The 22038-nt window shown below is 70.8% G+C and carries 17 protein-coding genes; 12 read left to right on the top strand and 5 right to left on the bottom strand.

The window, feature by feature from the left end:
- Positions 1-233 precede the first annotated feature (233 nt).
- The 3 genes from AC5P09_RS05960 to AC5P09_RS05950 all read left to right on the top strand — a co-directional run bounded on the left by AC5P09_RS05960 (position 234) and on the right by AC5P09_RS05950 (position 5168).
- Complete coding sequence (locus tag AC5P09_RS05960; RefSeq protein WP_493872771.1) at positions 234-737, top strand: ATP-binding protein; 504 nt, start codon at positions 234-236, stop codon at positions 735-737.
- Positions 738-841: 104 nt separating this feature from the next.
- Complete coding sequence (locus tag AC5P09_RS05955; RefSeq protein ID WP_493872770.1) at positions 842-4384, top strand: type I restriction endonuclease subunit R; 3543 nt, start codon at positions 842-844, stop codon at positions 4382-4384.
- A gap of 52 nt (positions 4385-4436) precedes the next feature.
- Positions 4437-5168, top strand: coding sequence for a M48 family metallopeptidase (locus AC5P09_RS05950; RefSeq protein WP_493872769.1), 732 nt, complete (start codon positions 4437-4439; stop codon positions 5166-5168).
- 118 nt (positions 5169-5286) lie between these two features.
- Here AC5P09_RS05950 and AC5P09_RS05945 read toward each other — a convergent pair whose 3' ends face one another.
- From AC5P09_RS05945 to AC5P09_RS05925, 5 genes are all read right to left on the bottom strand, one after another.
- Positions 5287-7050, bottom strand: a complete 1764-nt coding sequence (locus AC5P09_RS05945; protein ID WP_493872768.1) for a glycosyltransferase family 39 protein — start codon at positions 7048-7050, stop codon at positions 5287-5289.
- Between the two features lie 10 nt (positions 7051-7060).
- Positions 7061-8071 (bottom strand): glycoside hydrolase family 26 protein, encoded by a 1011-nt coding sequence (locus AC5P09_RS05940; RefSeq protein ID WP_493872767.1) that lies wholly within the window; start codon positions 8069-8071, stop codon positions 7061-7063.
- Positions 8068-9693: a glycosyltransferase family 2 protein gene (locus tag AC5P09_RS05935; protein ID WP_493872766.1), complete on the bottom strand. Its 1626-nt coding sequence runs from the start codon at positions 9691-9693 to the stop codon at positions 8068-8070. Before AC5P09_RS05935 ends, AC5P09_RS05940 begins: the two co-directional genes overlap by 4 nt.
- Positions 9694-9810: 117 nt before the next feature.
- Positions 9811-10611 carry an alpha/beta fold hydrolase gene (locus AC5P09_RS05930; RefSeq protein ID WP_493872765.1) on the bottom strand — a complete coding sequence of 267 codons (801 nt, stop codon included), beginning with the start codon at positions 10609-10611 and terminating at the stop codon, positions 9811-9813.
- A 73-nt stretch (positions 10612-10684) separates the two neighbouring features.
- Positions 10685-11008 (bottom strand): DUF427 domain-containing protein, encoded by a 324-nt coding sequence (locus tag AC5P09_RS05925; protein WP_493872764.1) that lies wholly within the window; start codon positions 11006-11008, stop codon positions 10685-10687.
- A 50-nt stretch (positions 11009-11058) separates the two neighbouring features.
- On the opposite strand from AC5P09_RS05925, the gene AC5P09_RS05920 reads away from it, so the two are divergent.
- The 9 genes from AC5P09_RS05920 (at position 11059) to gatB (ending at position 21995) form a co-directional block, all read left to right on the top strand.
- Entirely contained in the window at positions 11059-11598 is a 540-nt protein-coding gene (locus tag AC5P09_RS05920; protein WP_493872763.1) for an LOG family protein, read from the top strand.
- A gap of 18 nt (positions 11599-11616) precedes the next feature.
- Positions 11617-12315 (top strand): SDR family oxidoreductase, encoded by a 699-nt coding sequence (locus AC5P09_RS05915; protein ID WP_493872762.1) that lies wholly within the window; start codon positions 11617-11619, stop codon positions 12313-12315.
- A 271-nt stretch (positions 12316-12586) separates the two neighbouring features.
- The gene (locus tag AC5P09_RS05910; RefSeq protein ID WP_493872761.1) at positions 12587-13588 is read left to right on the top strand and encodes a methionine synthase; all 1002 of its coding nucleotides are present in this window, start codon (positions 12587-12589) and stop codon (positions 13586-13588) included.
- Between the two features lie 15 nt (positions 13589-13603).
- Positions 13604-15796, top strand: coding sequence for an NAD-dependent DNA ligase LigA (gene ligA, locus AC5P09_RS05905; protein ID WP_493872760.1), 2193 nt, complete (start codon positions 13604-13606; stop codon positions 15794-15796).
- A gap of 279 nt (positions 15797-16075) precedes the next feature.
- Positions 16076-18331, top strand: a complete 2256-nt coding sequence (locus AC5P09_RS05900; RefSeq protein WP_493872759.1) for a putative bifunctional diguanylate cyclase/phosphodiesterase — start codon at positions 16076-16078, stop codon at positions 18329-18331.
- Positions 18332-18424: 93 nt separating this feature from the next.
- Positions 18425-18721, top strand: a complete 297-nt coding sequence (gene gatC, locus AC5P09_RS05895) for an Asp-tRNA(Asn)/Glu-tRNA(Gln) amidotransferase subunit GatC (protein ID WP_007384860.1) — start codon at positions 18425-18427, stop codon at positions 18719-18721.
- Positions 18722-18726: 5 nt separating this feature from the next.
- Positions 18727-20229 (top strand): Asp-tRNA(Asn)/Glu-tRNA(Gln) amidotransferase subunit GatA, encoded by a 1503-nt coding sequence (gene gatA / locus AC5P09_RS05890; protein ID WP_493872758.1) that lies wholly within the window; start codon positions 18727-18729, stop codon positions 20227-20229.
- Positions 20226-20465 carry a hypothetical protein gene (locus AC5P09_RS05885; RefSeq protein ID WP_493872757.1) on the top strand — a complete coding sequence of 80 codons (240 nt, stop codon included), beginning with the start codon at positions 20226-20228 and terminating at the stop codon, positions 20463-20465. The genes gatA and AC5P09_RS05885 overlap by 4 nt, the downstream gene beginning before the upstream one ends.
- 15 nt (positions 20466-20480) lie before the next feature.
- Entirely contained in the window at positions 20481-21995 is a 1515-nt protein-coding gene (gene gatB / locus AC5P09_RS05880) for an Asp-tRNA(Asn)/Glu-tRNA(Gln) amidotransferase subunit GatB (RefSeq protein WP_493872756.1), read from the top strand.
- Positions 21996-22038: the final 43 nt, after the last annotated feature.

Genomic DNA, 22038 nt, shown 5'->3' with positions numbered 1-22038 from the left:
AAGTGAAAGTTAATCAGTTCTAGTGATGGAGGTAGCACGGTTATGTGGAGCTCCGTATGGTGTGACCCAGGACACCACTCCCGCCCCAGGCCCCGGAAGCGCACCGGAACGCAACTGCCCCCAAGGGCCAAGCCATCCGGCAGGCCACCGCACCGGCACAGGGGCGGAGGTCGTGGCCAGTATCCCGACCACCCGGACGTCACTCACGGCCATGCCACCAACGGAGGAGCCGCATGACCTCACCCCCCACCACCCCCACCGAAGACCCCCTCTCCCACCCGCAACCCCTCCCCTTCACCGCCCCCTGGAAGTACGAACTCCACTTCCCCTGCGACCCCCGCGGCCCCGGCATCGCCCGCCTCACCCTCCGTGCCGTCCTCACCGCCCACGGACTCGCCGAACTCACCGACCGTGCCGAGCTGTTGACGTCCGAGCTCGCCACGAACTCCGTGCGGTACGCCAAGGGCTCCGCCTTCGTGCGCCTCTTCTGGCTGTGCCCCGTACTCCGCGTCAGCGTCTGGGACATGAGCCCGGACTTGCCCCTCGCTCCGCCCACCGTCGCCCCCGCGGACGCGATCGGCGGGCGCGGGTTGTGGATCCTCGACACGGTGGCCGACCGATGGGGCGGATGCGGCATAGGAGAGGCGCCGTACGGGCCCGGCGGCAAGACCATCTGGTTCGAGCTGGCTCTGCCGCCAGGGCCGCAGCCTGGCGTGCCGGCCGCCCTCGTGGCTTGATCGCGAGGCCGAAACACCCCTGGTCGGCTCCCTGCCCGTGAGTAGAGTTGCCTGTACGTCCCATGGAGACGCTGGGACGCACGGTGAGGGCAGGGAGTCCAGCGGTGAGTCGGCGGGTGCTACCGGAGTACGAGAAGACCGAGAAGCCGCTGATAGACCAGTTGGTCAGGCTGGGCTGGGAGCACATCGAGGGCGCTCCGCCCGGCGAACCGGTCACCGAACCCGGCCCGTCCGGGCGCGCGTCGTTCAGCCAGGTCGTCTACGCGGACCGCTTCCGGGACGCCGTCTCCCGGATCAACCCCAGCCCCAGGGGCGGCGGCACCTGGCTCACGCCCGCCCAACTCGACCGTCTCCTCGCCCTGGTGCTCGGCACCGCCCCCGGCCAGGGGCCCGTCGACCGCGGAGTCGGCGGCAACCTGGAAGTGACCCGGCTGCTGCGCAACGGCGTCAACGCTCGCTTGCTGCCCGGCTGGAAGAAGGGTGACCCCGAACTCGTACAACTCGTCGACTGGGACGGCGAGAACGGCGGCCTCAACGACCTCCTGGTCGTCAGCCAGTTCCGCGTGGAACGCAAGGACGCCCGGACCGTCACACCCGACCTCGTGCTGTTCGTCAACGGACTGCCCTGGGTCGTCATCGAGTGCAAGGCCCCGCTCACCTCGGGCGGGAAGCACTCCAGCCGCGCGGCGCTCGACGATGCCGTGGGCCAGGTCTGCCGGTACGCGAGCCTGGAGTCCCCGGCGCCCGTCGCCGACTTCACCCGCTTCGCGCAGGTGCTGGTCGGCACCGACCGTACGTATGCCGAGCTGGGCACCGTCACCTCGACCCCCGAGTACTTCACCCCTTGGCGTACGACCGAACCCGCGCCCGCCGACGGATGCGACACCGACCTGGCCGTCCTCACCGCCGGCGTGCTGAGCCCCGATCATCTCCTCACCCTGGTCAGGGACTTCACCACCGAGCGCGGTCAGGGCAGCCGCACCCTCAAGGTGATCGGCCGCCACCAGCAGTTCAAGGCCGTACTGAGGCTCGCCCGCCGGCTCAAGGCCCGCAGGAGGGCGATCGCGGCGAAGGAGGACGTCGACCAGCGCGGCGGGGTCGTCTGGCACACCCAGGGTTCCGGCAAGAGCCTCACCATGGCCTTCCTCGTACGCCACATCAGAAGCGACAAGGAGCTGCGGGGCCACAAGGTCGTCGTCGTCACCGACCGTATCGACCTGGAGAAGCAGATCCAGGAGTCGCTGGCCGCCGCCGAGGAGGACGTGCACCGCGCAGAGGGGGTCGATGACGCCCGGGCACAGCTCGCCGTCCCCGTACCGGACGTCGTCCTGGTGATGCTCCAGAAGGCGCAGCGCGACGAAGCCGCCGCCGATGGCCGCGAGGAGAAACTCGGCACCGATGACGGTGAGGAGACCCGCGTCCAGGTCAGGCCCGCGAACCCCAGCTCCGACATCGTGGTCCTCGTCGACGAGGCACACCGAGGCCAGGACAGCTGGCTGCACGCCCGGCTGCGGGCCCTGCTGCCGAACTCCGTCCTGGTCGGCTTCACCGGCACCCCCATCATCAGCGGGGCGCGCAAGAGGACCGAGGAGGTCTTCGGCCCGCTCGTCGACACGTACACGCTGCGCGACGCCGAACGCGACCGGTCCGTCGTACCCGTGCGGTACGAGGCGTACGACGTGCCGCTGGAAGTCGTCGAGAAGGGCGTCCTGGACGCCCGGTTCGACGAGCAGGTTCCCGCCGACCCGCAGCGGCGCCAGCGCGTGCTGGGGACGTTCGCGCGGCGCAAGGAGGTTCTTGAAGCGCCGCCCGTCATCGCCCACAAGGCCGATCACATGCTCCGGCACTGGGCGGTCAACGCGCTGCCCGACCGGTTCGGCGCCCAGGTGGTCGCGGTGTCACGGCTCGCCGCGACCCGCTACCGGGACGCCCTGATCGACGCCCGGGACCGGTTGCTCGCGCAGCTCGACGCACTTGACCCGGCGATCGCCCACGACCCGACGGCGGCCCTCGGAGCCGACGCCGAGCTGCGCAAACTGCTCGCCGTCCTGCCGCACCGGGACGTCCTCGCCTCCATCGAGGCGGCGGTCGTCATCCACGGAGAGAGCCAGAAGGACCCGGAGGAGTGGCGGGACTGGACGCTGAAGTCCAAGCAGGACGCGTACATCGAACGCTTCAAGGTGGGACTCGGCGACCCGCTGGCCGCCGCCGTCGACCCCTCCTGGGACGTGGACCCGCACGGCCCGGGACGCCCCACCGGCCTGCCCGTGACCGACGTGTTTCAGACCGGGCAGCCCCCCGGGCAAGAGGCGAAGGACGACGAGAGCGGGGATGAGGCCGGGGAGCCGCTCGCCTTCCTCGTCGTCCAGTCCATGCTCCTCACCGGCTTCGACGCACCCGTGGAGCAGGTCCTGTACCTGGACTGCGGCCTGTCCGGCGTAGGGCTGCTCCAGGCCGTGGCCCGCACCAACCGGCCGTACCCGCGCAAGCGGTGGGGGACGGTCGTCGACTACATAGGCATCGGCGACGAACTGGCCCGGTCCCTGCACGCCTACGAACAACACCACCTGCGCGAGGTCTACGGCTACGACAACGTGTCCGTGGACCACCTGCGAAGCGACTTCAAGGGCACACCGCCCACAGGTGAGGGCCTGCTGCTCCAGGCCGACGCCGCCGCGGACCGGCTCCTGTCCGACCTGCACGACCGCGTCGCCGGCTTCGTCCGGAACCAGAACCTCGCCGCCTTCGACGGGCACGGCACGCTCAGCCTGGCCGACGAACAGCGCCGCGAGGCACTGCTCGACGCCCTCGCCGACCCGCTCGTACGGGGCGAGTTCGACGAACTGGCACGGGACTTCCTCACGGCCCTCGGCGCCGTCCTGCCCCGGCCCTACGCCCTCACCTACGAGCAACTGGCGGGCAACCTCGGCGAGGTGCAGTACCTGGCGCGGCAGCGCTACCTGGACGGACGCGACGAGTTCAGCCCCCGCCGGTACGCGGCGAAGGTACGCCGGCTCATCGCCGACCACATCCGGGCCACCGGAGTGGAGTTGCGTGTCCCTCCCGTGGAGCTGACCGCGCCCGACTTCATGGAACGCGTCGACGCCAACCCCGACGCCCGCGCCAGAACCAGGTACATGGTCAGCCGGCTGCGTACCCACATCACGGCGAAGATCGGCACGGACCGGGCCCGCTACGAGCTGTTCAGCACCCGCCTGGAGGAGATCGTCCAGCGGATGCGCCAGGACTTCGAGCAGGCCGCGGACGACCTGGCGCGGCTCCGCGGCGAGATCGTCGCGGAGCCCGAGGAGACGGGGCCGCACCTCGACCCGCTCACCGAACGGCCGGTGTACCGGGCGCTGTTGCGGGAGCTGGAGCAGGCAGGGGCGGCTCCTCTGCCCGACGGCGTCGATCTGCACGAGGCGGCCTGCCGGATCACGGCGTACATCGCGATCATGGTGCGTCCGCAGCACTTCGTGACACAGCCCGAGGCACGCATCGAGGCCCGCAAAGAACTGCGTTTCAAGGTGGCCGGCCATCTCCACATGGACTGGGACGACACCGCGGACATGGCGGCGGGGCTCCTGGAACTCGCGGTGGAGCGGCGCGACGACTTCCGGCGCTACCAGGAACGGCCACGCCCGTGAGACCGGCACGGCGGTGGCGGCGCCTGTCAGTGGCGGATGGTACGAATGGCGGGTGAGCGTCTCCGTCCAGTCCGCCCTCGCGTCACTGCCCTTGCCGGGACAGTGGACGTGGCAGGTCGTCGAGAGGCCGCGCCGCCGGACACTCGGGATCGAGATCCGCGAGGACGGGACCGTACTCTTCGCCGTGCCCCCGGACGCCGATCCGCAGGCCGTCGCCGACGCCGTGCGCTCGCGGCTGCCCCGTATCGCGGGCGAGGTCGAGCGCCGCAGGCGCCGGGGAGGAGAGCCCGTCAAGGAACTGGTCAGCGGGGCGAGCTTCGCGTATCTCGGTCGGCGGCACCGGCTCAAGGTGGTCCCCGCCGAGCCGGGCGCACGGGTGCGGCTGCACCACGGATGGCTGGAGCTTCCGTGGGGCGGTTCCGCGCGGGAGGGCGCGCAACTGATCGCCGACTGGTACGTCACGCGGGGCGGCCGGTGGGTGGCCGCCCGTACGGCGCCTTTGGCGGCGAGAACGGGGGCCACCCCTGGAAAGGTCGCCGTACGGGACCTGGGGGAGCGTTGGGGCGCCTGCGAGCCGGATGGGAGCATCGCCGTTCACTGGGCGCTGATGCAGTTGCCTCCCGCGCTGGTGGACCTGGTCCTCGTCCATGAGCTGACGCACCTGACGGTTCCCGCTCACGGGACGGCGTTCCGACGGCGGATGAGGTTGGTACTCGAAGACCTCGAAGAGCTGGAGCACCGATTCGCGCAGGCGGAGCCCGAGCTGTGGCGCGGGGCCGTGTAAGAGCCGGTCGACAGCTCTCATGCCGAGACCTCACGTCCCGGAGAACTCCGCCAGTGGCGCGAGGGCGTGCGGCGGGCGATGGCGACGGTCGCCCAGGCTGGGGGGCCATCGCGCGAACCTACGACCCGCCGCCCTGCGGCGCCCACAGCTCGAACCGGCTGGTGCCCCAGGCCGTGGCATAGGGAACCGTGCCGATGAGGCGGTAGCCGGTGGAATGGACCAGGGCGTCGCGGACGGTGGTGCTCTGGCCGGTCGGGTTGCCGCGGTCGAGCACGATGAGCGTGAAGTGCCGCTCGGTTACGGCGGCCCGGAAACCGGCCGCGCCGGTCAGATGGCGCCCGGAACGGGTCGTGTAGTCGATCGTGTAGGTGGAGTTCCACTGGCGGTACGAGGTGTCCCGCCCCAGCTCGTAGACCGGCACCTCGTAGGTGTCGGCGAGGTAGCGGCCGTGCGCGTCGACGTACGGGCGCAGGGCGGACACCAGAGAGCTGGAGTCCGGCCACGCGTGATAGTTGGCGTACGCCTGTGACATGCCGCTGGAGAGCAGCAGCACGCCCAGGAAGATCGCCCACTGCGGGTACTTGAAGTGCGGGCCCATCAGGCGGGTGACGCCGACACCGGCGAGCGGTGCGGCGAAGAACAGCCCGTAGCCGATGTGCTTGTGCAGCGAGACCTCGGTGTGCAGGTGCAGCTGGTAGGCGGGCGCGAGCAGGGCCGTGCCGACCAGCACCAGGCCGAGCGCGGCCCGCCAGCGGGCCCCCGGCAGTGCTCCGCGCCAGCCGGGCATCTCGCTCATACGGCCGCTGCGGACGTACGAGACCGTCCCCAGGCAGGCCACGGCGACGGCCAGGCCGCCCCAGCGGGCGCAGTCGCGCAGGATCTGCGAGGCGGGCGTGGTCCCCACGGCGCGGGCCGTGGTGGTGGACTGGATCGCCGACAGGTACCCGGAGGCGTACAGCCCCACGCCCAGCAGCGCGGCGGTGGCCACGGCCAGCAGTACGCCGCGCACCAACGCCCGGGGCAGACCGCGCCGTTGGTAGGCGGTCAGCACACCGAGCAGCACGAGGGTGGGCACATACAGCGCGGAGGCGTACTTGACCGCCACGGCGAGCGCGGCGACCGGCGCGGCGAGCAGCGTGAGCAGCGAGTGCGAACCCGCGGTGCGGACGACGATCCAGGCGGCCAGGGCCAGCAGGAACAGGGCCGGGGCGTCGTACGTGGCGAAGTTGCCCATGAACGCCGTGGACTGGGCGATGGCGAAGACGCCGGCCGCGCACAGTCCCGCGCGCTCGTTGAACAGCCGGCGCGTCATCGCGTACAGCAGGGACGTGCAGCCCAGCATGCAGGCGAGGCTCAGCGCGCGGGCCCCGGCCAGCCCGAACACGGAGTCGACGGCGGCCGCCAGGACGGGGTAGAGGACGGGCGCACCGGAGAAGTAGCTGTCGAAGCCGCCGTAGAGCTTCGTCCCATGCAGCAGGTGGCCGAGCTCGGCGTGGCCGGCGAACAGGTAGAGGGCCTCGTCCTCGAAGGCCGTGTTCTGCAGGCGCAGCGACAGCGCGGTCTGCACCAGCAGCAGGCCGAGCAGGACGAGCCGGCTGACCCACATCCGGCGCGAGCTCGCGGCGGCGGACCAGCCGGAGTCGGGGACGGGGCGCAGCGTGTAGCCGGAGGACGTCGCCCGGAGCACGCGCAGCTGCATCGTCTCCGCGACCCGGGACCGGGCTTTCGGATGCGCCACGGGCAGCTGCACGGTGGCGTCGGGCGTCTTCCCGAACCAGCTCTCCTCGCGCGCGGGCGGATGGAACTCGTAGCCGGGATCCGGATCCGGCTCGGGGACGTCGACCCGTGGCCCGGGCGGAGTCGCGGCGGTGTTCTGCTCCATCTACGGTCCCCTAGGGTTTCCGGACGTCGAAGCCGAAGGAGTCGTCGGCCGCCGCCTCGCGGAACGCGGCCAGCGACAACGGGCCGCTGTTGATGCGCCAGTCGGCCTCCTTCTTGAGGTTGAACCAGACCAGACCCAGCACGTCGTCCCGCGCGCGGACGCCCGCGAACAGGTCGGCGATCTCGCCGGGTTTGCGCTCCCCGGCCTCGACGCCGGTCTCCGCGACGATGAACGGCTTGCGGCTGAAGCGGCGGATCTCGGTCAGGGTCGGCCCGAACAGGGTGCGGAAGGAGGTCGGGCCGCTCAGGGTGTAGTAGCCGACGACGCCGATCCAGTCCACGTAGGCGTCGCCCGGGTAGTACGGCTCGAGCCGGACGTCCGGGACCGGGTTGATCACGTTCGGGCTCCACACCCAGATGACGTCGGCGGCGCCCTCGTCCGTGAACAGGTCGTGGATGTGCCGCCACGCGCGCGCGAAGTCGGCGGCCTTGGTCTTCCGGCTGCCCCAGGGGTACCAGCCGCCGTTCATCTCGTGCCCGAAGCTCAGCGCGAGCGGCCGGTTGTAGTCGCGTACGGTGTCGGCGAACTCACGGATGTACGCGTCGTCCTGGCCGGCGGCGATCTGTGCGGCCGTACGGGAGAAGGGTTCCCAGACCAGGAAGGGCAGTTGGCCGTTGTCCCACACGGCACGGTTGACCTCGGGCTGGAACGGGTCGCCCCATTTCGCGTAGTACTCCCGCAGGTTGGGCCGCTTCCCCGCCTTCTCGGCGAACGCGGTCACGGGCGCGGTCGCGCGGGGTGAGCCGTTGACGGCGACGCCGAGGTATTTGTAGTCCGGGTGCAGCAGCGGGCGTATGTCGTACGGCGGTTCGGTGCTCTGCGTCTGCGCCTGCTTGTCCTCCTGGGCCGCCGCGGCCGGAGAGACCTGCGGGGCGGGCGGTGCGCAGGCGCCGACGGTGGCGGCCAGCAGGCAGCCGACGAGGGCGAGGAGCAGGCGGCGCGGGACGCGCGGGACGGTCATGCGGCGGCCACCTCGGCGCGCGGCTGGATGAGGGCGCGGGCGACCGCGACGCCGTAGAACAGGCCGGACGCGAGCATCAGGTCGTAGTCGGACGGGCTGAGCGAGGTGCTCATGCGCCACACCGCCACCGCGATCCAGGCCACGGCCGACACCCCGCTCCAGGCCCACAGACCGATCCACAGGCGGCGCGTCTTGCTGCCCTTGGCCCCGCCCGCTCCGGTCGGCGTCCAGCCCATCGGGCGGCGGCGCACGGTGTCCCAGATGGCGAAGGCGTGCGCCCAGCCGTACAGGATGCGGGTGGCCCAGGCCTCCAGGCGGTAGGGGTTGCGGTGCCAGATGGGGTAGACGACGGTCAGGTAGATGACACTGGGGAGCACCAGGCCGATGTTCGCCAGCTTCAGCTGCTCGGGCGCCGCCAGCATGATCGTCAGGGCGATGAGCGGACCGCTGAAGGTCAGCAGCCCGGTCTCGATGTAGTAGAAGAATCCGGACAGATAGCACAGCCGGCTCACGAAGCGCATCTTCGTGCGCCAGAAGTCCCCGCTGCCCAGCATCGCGAGCGAGGCCATGCACCAGCGGTACTGCTGGCTGTAGAAGGCGCCCACGGTGTCCGGGCACACCCCGGTGGACAGCGCGAGCGGCACGTAGGTCAGGTCCCAGCCGCGGGCCCGCAGCTCGAAGCCGGTGTACATGTCCTCGGAGTGCTCGACCAGGCTCATGCCGCCGATCTCCGCCAGCGCGCCGCGCCGGTAGACCGCGCAGGAGCCGACGCAGATCGAGCCGTCGCTCTTCTGCCGGGAGACCTGGACGCTGCGGTAGAACAGCTCCTGCACGGCCGCCGCCCCCCGCTCTATCCAGTTCTGCTGATCCAGGACCCGGAAGAACTGCGGCGACTGCACGATCCCGGTGCGCGGCTCGCGGTCCATGTACGGCAGCAGCTCGTGCAGCAGGTCCGCGCGGGGGGCGAAGTCGGCGTCGAGGATGAGGATGAACTCGCCCGAGGAGCGCTCGAAGCCGTGGCGCAGGTTGCCCGCCTTCTTCATCCATCCCCGGTTGGGGCGCACCAGGTACCGGAAGCCGAAGTCGGCCGCCATCGAGCCGATCTCCGCGTCGTCGGAGTCGTCCAGCACGATCGGGATGACCTTCCCCGGGTAGCGCTCGGCCAGGGTGCGCACATGGAGCCAGGTGTTGTGCAGGACCTCGATGGGCTCCCCGCACACCGGCAGGAAGACATCGACGTCCGGGTACCGCTCCGGCTGCCACGCCTTGACCAGACGGCGGTGCCCGCGCAGGTCGAAACTCGGGGTGAAGGAGTCCAGGCGGAGCGAGATCAGATAGCTCACGACGGACAGCAGCAGGAGCGGGACGTACGCCCAGATCCACACACTGGTCGCCGCCGCCCGCACCTGACTGATCACCAGGCACACGAACCCGACGGCGGACGACAGGGTCAGCACCCAGACGTGCCGCCGGACGTAGGAGACCTTCTCCTGGTCGTCGGGCGGGGCCGGCAGCAGCCCCGGATACGCGTGGCCGGAAACAGCTTTGCGCGAGTCGGCCCGGCGGCGGCGCTGGGGGACCGCCGGTCTGCCGCCGTCGGGCAGGGTGTGCGCGGTGTTCATGGAACGTGCTCTCCACGGGCGAGCCGGAATGCCGGGGGACAAGGAGGCTCGCCGCCGGAGGCGCGAGTTGGTGGTGAATCTTATGTGACTATTTCTGGCCAGTGGGTTTCGAGTTCCTCAATTCTTGGCCGGACGCGCGGCCGACCAGAAGAACTCCGCCAGCACCGGCGCGAGGACGCTCGGATCCGCCGTGTGAGTCTGGCCCTCCAGGCTCCGGTACGTCCCCTGGGGTGCGGTTTCGGCCACGGCCCGGGCGGCCTCGCGCATCCACGCGGGGCTCGCGCCGCCCGCGACGGACAGCACCGGCACGGTGATCGAGGCGAGTCGCTCCGAGGGCACCAGCCCGCCGCCCATCACGGCGTCGTCGTGGGCGAGGCTCGGCGCGATGGCCTCCATGCCGGGCCACATGGGGGACTGCCGGGCGCCCTGGATCATCTCCTCGGCCAGTCCGGTGAGCCTCAGGAACAGCTCGACGGCGTCCCCGCGCCGGCCCTGGGCGAGCGCCTCGGTCAGCCGCTCGGTGTACTCGGTGCGCTGCTTCGTGGCGCCCTCGTGGACGGCGTACGGCACCTCGTACACGGCCACGCCGCGCAACGGCAGCCCGCTCGCCGTCGCGTGCAGCGCCAGCGCGCCGCCCGACGAGATGCCGTACAGCGCCGCCTCGCCGCCCACCGCCTCGACCAGGGCCGCGATGTCCTCGACCTCACGCTCCACCGCGTACGGGGCCGTGTCGCCGCTCTCGCCGCGGCCCCGGCGGTCGTACACGACGACGTCGAAACGGTCCGAGAGCACGGCGGCCAGCGGACGCATCGTGGCGCCCGTCGACATCGCGCCGCTCACCAGCACGACCGCGGGGCCCTGTCCGGTGCGTTCGTACGCGAGGGGCGTGCCGTCGCGCGAAAGGGTCTTCTTGTCCATGCCTGTCAAGACTGCCGGAAAGCACCGGATTAATCGGTCACAACACTGCCGCTCGGCGCACACTGCTACCCGGTCACAGCACTTCCACCTCGTAGAAGCAGAAATGGTCCTTGATCCGGGCGACGTCGGGCTTCGGGTCGGGATACGCCCACACCAGGTCCGCCGCGTCCGGCAGCGACCAGTAGGAGGCGGTGCCCTTGAAGGGGCAGTACGTGTGCGTCTCGGAGGGCGTCAGCAGATCGAGCCGTACGTCCTCGGGCGGGAGGTAGTAGCGCACCGGACAGCCCGTCTCCCGCAGGAGAAGGGGCCGTTCGGTCTCCGCCAGCACCTGGTCTCCGTGGACGACCCGTACGCGCTGCGTGCCCTGCTCGATGGTGATCGTGTGTCCTTCGGCCATACCGGAACAGCGCTCGGGGGCCGCCGGTTCTTCCCGCGTACGGTGGCTTCATGCGAATCTGCGTCTTCCTTTCCGCGGCCGACCTCGACGAGCGATACACCCGCCCCGCACGGGAGTTCGCGAAGCTGATCGGCAAGGGCGGGCACACGCTGGTGTGGGGCGGCTCCGACGTCGGGCTGATGAAGGTGGTCGCCGACGGCGTGCAGGAGGCGGGCGGCCGGCTGCTGGGCGTCTCCGTGGACTTCCTGGCGGCCAAGGCCCGTCAGGGAGCCGACGAGATGGTCATCGCGCGAGACCTGGCCGAGCGCAAGAAACTCCTCCTGGACAAGGCCGACGCGGTCGTCATCATGGTCGGCGGTACCGGCACGCTCGACGAGGCGACCGAGATCCTGGAACTGAAGAAGCACGGCCACACCGACAAGCCGGTGGTGCTCCTCAACACCGCGGGTTTCTACGACGGCCTCAAGGAGCAGTTCCGCCGCATGGAGGACGAGGGGTTCCTGCCGCGTCCGTTGACCGACCTGGTGTTCTTCGCCGAGGAGCCGGTGGGGGCGCTGGCGTACCTGGAGGAGAGCCGGGGCGTCGAATGACGCCGGCCTGATGCGAGCATGGCGGGCATGGCTACTCATGTGATCACCGGAGCCGGGTCCGGCATCGGCGCGGCCGTGGCCCGCCGTCTGCACACGCGCGGGGACGATCTCGTGCTGCACGCGCGCGACGCGGGCCGCGCGAAGGAACTGGCGGCGGAGTTCCCCGGCGCGCGGACGCTGGTGGGTGACCTGGCGGACCCCGACAAGCTGTCCTGGGCCTTCTCGCACCAGTCGCTTCCCGACCGCGTGGACTCCCTGCTCCACATCGCCGGCGTCGTCGACCTCGGCCCGGTGGGCGACCTCACCCCCAAGTCCTGGCGTCACCAGCTCAACGTCAACCTCGTCGCGCCCGCCGAGCTGACCCGCCACTTCCTGCCCCAACTCCGCGCCGCACGCGGTCACGTGGTCTTCGTGAACTCCGGGGCCGGCCTGAACGCCCACGCCGACTGGTCCGCGTACGCGGCGTCCAAGCACGGCCTGAAGGCCCTGGCCGACTCGCTGCGCCACGAGGAACACGCGAACGGCGTCCGCGTCACCTCGGTGTATCCCGGCCGCACGGCAAGCCCCATGCAGGCCAAGGTCCACCAGCAGGAGGGCAAGGAGTACGACCCCTCGCAGTGGATCGACCCGGAGTCGGTCGCGAAGACGATCCTCCTGTCCCTGGACCTCCCGAGGGACGCGGAGATCAACGACGTGACGGTCCGCCCGGGCCGCTGAGGGTGCGCGTCCCTGAGGGCTCCGCCCCCAGACTCCCGGCCTATGCCCACCCCCCGCCCGTCTCGGTCTCTTGATTGGTTCACCTCTCGTCCGACAGAGTCGGGTGGTGGTGGGCGAAGGTCCCGGGGGTCCAGGGGGCGGAGCCCCCTGGTACGGGGTCGAAGGGGCAGCGCCCCTGGGGGATGGGACGGGTAGGGGCGGCGGGGGCGAGGAACCACCAGGCCAGCACCGTAGACACGCCGCACCCGGCGACCTACGTAGGCTTCACCACGTGAACGCAATCCCCACCTTCGCCCCCGCCACCGGCATCGGCTCCCTCCCCGGTGGCGACGCCAGGGAGGCCGCCAGGACAGCCACCGGCTCCTTCGAGGACTTCCCCTTCCTGCCCGAGCTCCCCGCCCGCGGCCCCGGCGCGGACATGATCGGCCGGACCGCCGGCATGCTCGTCGAGCTGTACGCGCGCGTGGAGCCCAGCGGCTGGCGGCTCGGCGACCGCCCGGGCCGGGACACCAAGCGGGCCTGGTCGTGGCTGGGCGAAGACCTCGACGCGCTGGAGGAGTTCACCCAGGGGTACGAAGGGCAGCTGAAGGTGCAGGCCGTCGGACCCTGGACCCTCGCCGCCGCCCTAGAACTGAGAAACGGCCAGGCCGCCCTCTCCGACCCCGGCGCCTGCCGCGACCTCGCCGCCTCGCTCGCCGAGGGCGTGCGGCTGCACCTGGAGGAGGTCCGGCGGCGCGTACCGGGTGCCCAGCTGGTGCTCCAGCTCGACGAGCCCTCCCTCGTCCCCGTACTGCGCGGGCAGGTGAAGACCGCCAGCGGGTACCGGACCCACCGCGCCCCCGACCGCCAGCTCGTCGAGTCCACGCTCCGGGACATCATCGGAGTTCACGGTGGCGGCCCGGTCGTGGTCCACTCGTGTGCAACGGACGTCCCCTTCGCCCTGCTGCGCCGGGCGGGCGCGGCCGTGGTCTCCTTCGACTTCTCGCTCCTCACCGAGCGTGACGACGACGCGATCGGCGAGGCGGTGGAGGGCGGCACCCGGCTCTTCGCCGGTGTCGTGCCGGGCACGGACGGCCCATTGTCAGACCCTGCCGGTAGCGTCATGGGTGTCAGGACGCTGTGGCGCAGGCTGGGGCTGCATCCGGGGCTTCTCGGGGAGGCGGTCACGGTGACGCCGTCGTGCGGACTCGCGGGGGCGTCCCCCGCGTATGCGCGCGAGGCCCTCGCCCACTGCGCCCGGGCGGCGAGATCCCTCGCGGACAACCCAGAGTAACGGGAGGACAACACGGTGGCCGGCGAAAAGCAAGCGGAGACGACGGTGCCAGACGAGGCACGGGAGAAGCACGCGCAGCTCGCTGAGCAGATCGAGGAGCACCGCTTCCGGTACTACGTGAACGACGCTCCGGTCGTCAGCGACGCGGAGTTCGACAAGCTCCTGCGCACCCTGGAGGCGCTGGAGGAGGAGCACCCCGAGCTGCGCACGCCAAACTCGCCGACCCAGAAGGTCGCGGGGGCGTATGAGACGGATTTCACGGCGGTCCAGCACCGCTCCCGCATGCTCTCGCTCGACAACGCCTTCAGCGACGAGGAGCTCGCCGCCTGGGCCGAGCGCGTCGCCAAGGACGTGGGCGCCCCCGACTACCACCTGCTGTGCGAGCTCAAGGTCGACGGCCTCGCCGTCAACCTGACGTATGAGCACGGCCGGCTCACGCGCGCGGCGACCCGAGGCGACGGCCGCACCGGCGAGGACATCACGCCCAACGTCCGTACGATCGCGGAGATCCCGGACCGTCTGAAGGGCGACCGCGTCCCGGACCTCGTGGAGATCCGCGGCGAGGTCTACTTCCCGATGGAGAAGTTCCAGGAGCTCAACGCCCGCCTGGTCGAGGCCGGCGACAAGCCCTTCGCCAACCCGCGCAACGCGGCGGCCGGTTCACTGCGCCAGAAGGACCCGCGCGTCACCGCCACCCGACCCCTCCACATGGTGGTGCACGGCATCGGAGTCCTGGAGGGCTTCGACGGCATGACCCGCCTCTCCCAGGGCTACGACCTCCTGAAGACCTGGGGCCTGCCCACCTCCGGGCACAACAAGGTGGTCGACGGCCTCGACGGCGTACGGGAGTTCATCGCGTACTACGGAGAGAACCGGCACTCCGTGGAGCACGAGATCGACGGAGTCGTCGTCAAGCTCGACGAGATCCCGCTCCAGGGGCGTCTGGGCTCCACCTCGCGGGCCCCGCGCTGGGCGATCGCATACAAGTACGCGCCCGAAGAGGTGAACACCAAGCTCATCAACATCCGCGTGGGCGTGGGCCGTACGGGCCGGGTCACGCCGTACGCCCAGGTCGAACCGGTCACGGTCGCGGGCTCCGAGGTGGAGTTCGCGACCCTGCACAACCAGGACGTCGTCAAGGCCAAGGGCGTGCTGATCGGCGACACCGTGGTGCTGCGCAAGGCCGGTGACGTCATCCCGGAGATCCTCGGCCCGGTCGTCGACCTGCGCGACGGCAGCGAGGAGCCCTTCGTCATGCCGTCGAAGTGCCCCGAGTGCGACACACCGCTGAGGCCGATGAAGGAAGGCGACATCGACCTCCGCTGCCCGAACGCCCGCACCTGCCCCGCCCAGTTGCGGGAACGTCTGTTCTATCTCGCGGGCCGCAAGTCGCTGGACATCGAGCACTTCGGGTACGTGGCCGCGGCCGCCCTCACCAAGCCGCTGGAGCCCGAGGAGCCGCCGCTGACCGACGAGGGCGACCTGTTCGACCTGACCATCGAGCAACTGCTGCCGATCAAGGCGTACGTCCTCGACCAGGACAGCGGCCTGCCCAAGCGGGACCCGAAGACCGGCGAGGAGAAGGTCGCCACCGTCTTCGCCAACCAGCAGGGCGAGCCGAAGAAGAACGCGCTCGCCATGCTGGAGAACATCGCGGCCGCGAAGCAGCGCCCGCTCGCCCGCATCCTGACCGGCCTGTCGATCCGCCATGTCGGCCCGGTCGCCGCCGAGGCACTGGCCCGCGAGTTCCGCTCCGTGGACCGCATCGAGCAGGCCTCCGAGGAGGAGCTGGCGGGCACCGACGGCGTCGGCCCGATCATCGCGAAATCACTCAAAGAGTGGTTCTCCGAAGAGTGGCATCAGGAGATCCTCCGCAAATGGAAGGCCGCCGGCGTCCGGATGGAGGAGGAGGGCTCGGGCGGGGACGAGGGCCCGCGTCCGCTCGAAGGGCTCACCGTCGTCGTGACCGGCACACTCGAGCACTTCACCCGGGACGGCGCCAAGGAGGCGTTGCAAAGTCGTGGCGCGAAAGTGACCGGTTCTGTTTCGAAGAAGACGTCTTTCGTCGTTGTGGGTGACAATCCAGGTTCGAAGTTCGACAAGGCGATGCAGCTCAAGGTGCCCGTTCTGAACGAGGACGGCTTCAACGTCCTGCTGGAACAGGGCCCGGAGGCGGCGGCCGAAGTCGCGCTTCCGGCCCAGGAGTAGCGAGGTGCAGCGGTTGAAGGCCACCCGATCGGCGCATACCAGATGCATACGGGTGGCCGGGGCGCATTCGGGCAACCGTCGACGACCGGTGCCCGTGGAAGCCTTCTGCGGCCTACTGTTGAGACATGCGCCTGCCGTGCCCAGCTGCGGTCGGGGCATCCCTTTGCTCTTGAAGAGCCTTCAGGAGCGGTGGGAAGGGTTTTCCAACGCGGCACCGCCGAGGGTGGTCGAGGCGGGGGCCGCGTGGCGTGGGCACCGCCGGCTGTGAGAGGGACGGGAATGGAACCGAGCGAGAGCGCCGCCCCGGACTCACGGCTGCGCCTGCGCCGGATGGTCGGCGCATGGCGGGAGATCCGGCGGGCCGGGCGGCCCGCGGAGCGTCCGGGCACGGAGGGGCACGCCGCCGGACAGTACCCGGCCGGACCCTACACGCAGACCGAAGGCCCGGGCGCCCACCGCCACACCGCCGACCGCGCGTCCGGACTGTCGGACGCCGAGGCGGAACGGCACCTGTCCTGGCCCGCGCTGCCCGCGGCGGTCGTCGCGGCGGCCGGGTTCGTCCTGGGAGCCGGCTTCTACCGGGCCTTCACGGACGGCCACGCGCTCTTCCCGTCCGGCACCGTCGGCTGGTCGCTGGCCGTGCTGACCGGCGTCATCGTCGGCCACCTGGTCGCACTGGGCCGCGCCCGCTGGTGGGGCGGCACCGGCTCGGGCGCCGCCCTGACCCTCGCTGTCCTGCTGCTGTACGGCTGGGTGGCCGCCGGCATGGTCAGCCTCACCGTCGTCCTGCTGGTCGGCGTGGCCCGCCGCGGCCGCTGGCGCCAGGGCGTCATGCACGGCGCGGTGGACATCCTCGGCATCGGCGCCGGAGCCCTGCTGCTGCGCGCCTTCGGCCGGGTGCCGTCCGTCGAGCACCCCTGGAACCCCGACACCTGGACCGTCTACACCGCCCCCGAGGTCGTGCTGGTCGCGGTCGCCTACCTCGCGGTCACCCGCACCCTGGGCTGGTATCTGCACGCCCCGCGCTCCGGCGGCCTGCCCACCGTCGCCCGCACCGCCCTGGTCAGACAGGGCCTGCTCGCGGGCGCGCTGCTCGGCATCGCGCCCCTGGTCTGCGTGGTCGCCGCCGCAAAGCCGATCCTGCTGCCGCTGTTCGCCATCCCCCTTGTCGCCCTCGACTCCACCCTGTGGATAGCCCGGGCCCGGGCGGAGGAGCAGCTGCGCGATCCGCTGACCGGGCTTCCCAACCGCCAATGGCTGCTGGAGCGCATCTGGACGGCCCTGGACGACGCCGAGCGCATCGGCGCCCGCTCCGCCCTGATGCTGATCGACCTGGACCGCTTCCGGTCGGTCAACGACACGCTGGGTCACCTCGCCGGTGACCGGCTGCTCCTCCAGATAGCCGACCGGCTCCGGCTGGCGCTGCCGCGCGGTGCGGAGGCCGCACGGCTCGGCGGGGACGAGTTCGCCGTGTTACTGCCGGTCGCCGACTCCACGACCTCCGCGACGCGGGTCGCCCGCGGCCTCGTCGCCGCCCTCAGCTCCCCGCTCGACCTCGACGGACTCACCCTCGTCCTGGAGGCCAGCGCCGGAGTCGCCGTCTTCCCCGATCACGCCCTCGACGCCGAGGGGCTGCTGCGCCGGGCGGACGTGGCGATGTACCAGGCGAAGCGGGACCGTACGGGCGTCGAGGTCTACGAGTCCAAGCGGGACTCCAACACCCCGGACCGGCTCGGACTGCTGGGCGATCTGCGCCGGGCCCTGGACGCGCGCGAGGTCGAGCTGCACTACCAGCCCAAGGTCCGCTTCGACGGACAGGTGGCCGGCCTCGAGGCCCTGGTCCGCTGGGTGCACCCCGAGCGCGGCAAGGTCCCGCCGGACGAGTTCATCGCCATCGCCGAGTCGTCCGGCCTGATGCCCCACCTCACCGAATACGTGCTGGACACGGCCCTCGCCCAGGTCGCCGAGTGGCGCTCGCAGGGGCTGTTCGTCCCGGTGGCGGTCAATGTCTCCCCGCGTGACGTCCACACGCCCGGCTTCGCCGGCTCGGTGGCCGCCCGGCTGGCCCGCCACGGCGTCCCGGCGGGAGCTCTCCAACTGGAGATAACGGAACACGTCCTCCTGGAGGACCCGCAGCGCGCCGCCGACACCCTCGCCGCACTGACCGGCCACGGCGTGAAGATGTCCCTGGACGACTTCGGCACCGGCTACTCCTCGCTGGTGCACCTGCGCCGGCTCCCCGTCAGCGAGCTGAAGATCGACCGTTCCTTCGTCGCCCGGCTGGCCGTCGACACCGAGGACGCGGAGATCGTGCGCTGCACGGTCGACCTCGCGCACTCGCTCGGCCTCCTCGTCGTCGCGGAGGGCGTCGAGGACGACGAGACCTGGGAGCGGCTGCGGGACATGGGCTGTGACGCCGTACAGGGCTGGCTGGTCGCGGCCGCGATGCCGCCGGAGGAGACGACGGCATGGCTGCGGGCGCGGGGGTCGCGGGGCTGGCAGCGGCCGCGGGCGGCCCTGCCGGCCGCGGAGTGATCTTCGGCATCGGGGAAACCGTTTAACGGGCAGGGGGCGCTGCCCCATAGGATTGGCCCCAAACCACACACACTCACCCCAGAGGATCGCTGCATGCCTGGCATCACGCGCGAGGAGGTCGCCCACCTCGCACGGCTGGCGCGTCTGGAGCTGAAGCCCGAAGAGCTCGAGCACTTCGCGGGACAGCTGGACGACATCATCGGCGCGGTCGCCCGCGTCAGTGAGGTCGCCGACCAAGACGTACCGCCGACCTCGCACCCGCTCCCGCTGACGAACGTCATGCGCGCGGACGAGGTCCGTCCGTCGCTCACCCCCGAGCAGGCGCTCTCCGGCGCCCCGGCCCAGGAGCAGCAGCGTTTCAAGGTGCCGCAGATCCTGGGGGAGGACTAACCGCCATGACGGACAACGTCACCATCATCAAGCTCACGGCCGCCGAGACCGCCGCGAAGATCGCCTCCGGCGAGCTCACCGCGGTCGAGGTCACCGAGGCCCACCTGGCCCGGATCGAAGCGGTCGACGAGAAGGTGCACGCCTTCCTGCACGTCGACCGCGAGGGCGCGCTGGCCCAGGCTCGTGCCGTCGACGAGAAGCGGGCGAAGGGCGAGAAGCTCGGCCCCCTCGCCGGCGTCCCCCTCGCGCTCAAGGACATCTTCACCACCGAGGGCATCCCGACGACCGTCGGCTCGAAGATCCTCGAGGGCTGGATCCCGCCGTATGACGCGACCGTCACCAAGAAGCTGAAGGCCGCCGACGTCGTCATCCTCGGCAAGACCAACATGGACGAGTTCGCCATGGGGTCCAGCACCGAGAACAGCGCCTACGGCCCGACCGGCAACCCCTGGGACCTCACCAAGATCCCCGGCGGCTCCGGTGGTGGGTCGAGCGCCGCGCTCGCCTCCTTCCAGGCCCCGCTCGCCATCGGCACCGACACCGGCGGCTCCATCCGCCAGCCGGCCGCCGTCACCGGCACGGTCGGCGTGAAGCCGACGTACGGCGCGGTCTCCCGCTACGGCATGGTCGCCTTCTCGTCCTCGCTCGACCAGGGCGGGCCCTGCGCCCGTACGGTCCTGGACGCGGCCCTGCTGCACGAGGTCATCGCCGGGCACGACCCGCTCGACTCCACGTCCATCGACGCCCCGGTCCCGCCGGTCGTCGAGGCCGCCCGCAACGGCAGCGTCGAGGGCATGCGCGTCGGCGTGGTCAAGCAGTTCCGCGGCGAGGGCTACCAGGCCGGTGTCATCCAGCGGTTCGACGAGTCCGTCGCGCTGCTCAAGGAGCTGGGCGCCGAGATCGTCGAGCTGGACTGCCCGTCCTTCGACCTCGCGCTGTCGGCGTACTACCTGATCGCGCCCTCCGAGTGCTCCTCCAACCTCGCCCGTTTCGACGGCCTGCGCTATGGCCTGCGTACTGGCGACGACGGCACGCACTCCGCCGAGGAGGTCACCTCCCTCACCCGTGAGGCGGGCTTCGGCCCCGAGGTCAAGCGCCGCATCATGCTCGGCACGTACGCCCTGTCGAGCGGGTACTACGACGCGTACTACGGCAGCGCCCAGAAGGTCCGTACGCTCATCACGCGCGACTTCGAGAAGTCGTTCGAGCAGGTGGACGTGATCGTCTCCCCGACCACGCCCACCACCGCCTTCCCGATCGGCGAGCGTGCCGACGACCCGATGGCGATGTACCTCGCGGACCTGTGCACCATCCCGACCAACCTGGCGGGCAACGCGGCCATGTCGCTGCCCTGCGGGCTCGCCCCGGAGGACAACCTTCCGGTCGGGCTGCAGATCATCGCCCCCGCGTTGAAGGACGACCGCCTTTACAAGGTCGGCGCCGCCGTCGAGGCCGCCTTCGTGGAAAGGTGGGGTCACCCGCTGATCGAGGAGGCACCGTCGCTGTGAGCGCACTGACCAAGGCCAAGGGCTTCAAGAAGTCCAAGTCCGGTACGTACCTGTCCATCGCCGGGACCGCGTTCGGCGCGATCGGCGTCGCCAAGCGGCTGAAGAAGGCCCGCGCCGACAAGGACACCCTGATCCTGATCGACGCCACCGTGTCCGCCGTCGCCATCGTCACCGGCCTCGCCATCCTCTACCGCGAGCTGAAGCGGCTGGGCGACGACGACGTCCTGCTGGGCTGAGAGGGAAGTTTCACCGTGACCACCACGACCGACCTGGTGTCGTACGAGGACGCGCTGGCGTCGTACGACCCCGTCATGGGCCTCGAGGTCCATGTCGAACTCGGCACCAAGACGAAGATGTTCTGCGGGTGTTCCACCGAGCTCGGTGCCGAGCCCAACTCGCAGACCTGCCCGACCTGCCTCGGCATGCCCGGCTCGCTCCCGGTCGTCAACGCGACCGGCGTCGAGTCCGCGATCAGGATCGGTCTCGCGCTGAACTGCGAGATCGCCGAGTGGTGCCGCTTCGCCCGGAAGAACTACTTCTATCCGGACATGCCGAAGAACTTCCAGACCTCCCAGTACGACGAGCCGATCGCCTTCAACGGCTACCTCGACGTGCAGTTGGAGGACGGCGAGACCTTCCGCGTGGAGATCGAGCGCGCCCACATGGAGGAGGACACCGGCAAGTCGATGCACGTCGGTGGCGCGACGGGCCGTATCCACGGCGCCTCGCACTCGCTCCTCGACTACAACCGCGCCGGCATCCCACTCATCGAGATCGTCACCAAGCCGATCGAAGGGGCGGGCGAGCGCGCCCCCGAGGTGGCCAAGGCGTACGTCCGTGAGCTGCGCGAGGTCATCAAGGCGCTCGGCGTCTCCGAGGCCCGAATGGAGATGGGCCAGATGCGCTGCGACGTGAACCTGTCGCTGCGCCCGCACGGCCGGGAGAAGTTCGGCACGCGGTCCGAGACGAAGAACGTGAACTCGCTGCGGTCCGTGGAGCGTGCGGCCCGCTTCGAGATCCAGCGCCACGCGGCCGTGCTCGACAGCGGCGGCACGATCATCCAGGAGACCCGGCACTTCCACGAGGACACGGGGTCGACGACCTCGGGCCGCGTGAAGGAAGAGGCCGAGGACTACCGGTACTTCCCGGAGCCGGACCTGGTGCCGGTGGCCCCGACGCGCGAGTGGGTCGAGGAGATCCGTTCCGGTCTGCCGGAGCTGCCGTTGGTCCGCCGCAACCGCCTGCGCGAGGAGTGGGGGATCAGCGGCACCGAGATGCAGTCGATCCTCAACGCCGGTGCGCTGGAGGCGATCGTCGCCACGATCGACGCCGGCGCCGACGCGGCCTCCGCCCGCAAGTGGTGGATGGGCGAACTGGCCCGCAGCGCCAACGAGTCGGGCAAGACCCTGGACGAGCTGGCGATCACGCCGGAGCAGGTCGCCCGGGTCAGCAAGCTGGTGTCCTCCGGCGACCTGAACGACAAGCTGGCCCGCCAGGTCATCGAAGGCGTCCTCGCGGGCGAAGGCACCCCGGACGAGGTCGTCGACAAGCGCGGTCTGAAGGTCGTCTCCGACGAGGGCGCCCTCACCAGCGCCGTCGAGGAGGCCATCGCCGGCAACCCGGGCATCGCGGACAAGATCCGCGGCGGCAAGGTGGCCGCGGCCGGTGCCCTGGTCGGTGCCGTCATGAAGGCCACCCGCGGTCAGGCGGACGCGGCCCGCGTCAAGGAGCTGATCCTGGAGAAGCTGGGCGTCAGCGAGGGCTGAGTCCCGAGCGGTAAGCACCAAGCGGTAAACCCAGGGGGATGCA

Source organism: Streptomyces sp. a15, from assembly GCF_059026085.1.
Note: the sequence above shows the minus strand (reverse complement) of the source record. Positions and strands in the feature narration are given on the sequence as shown.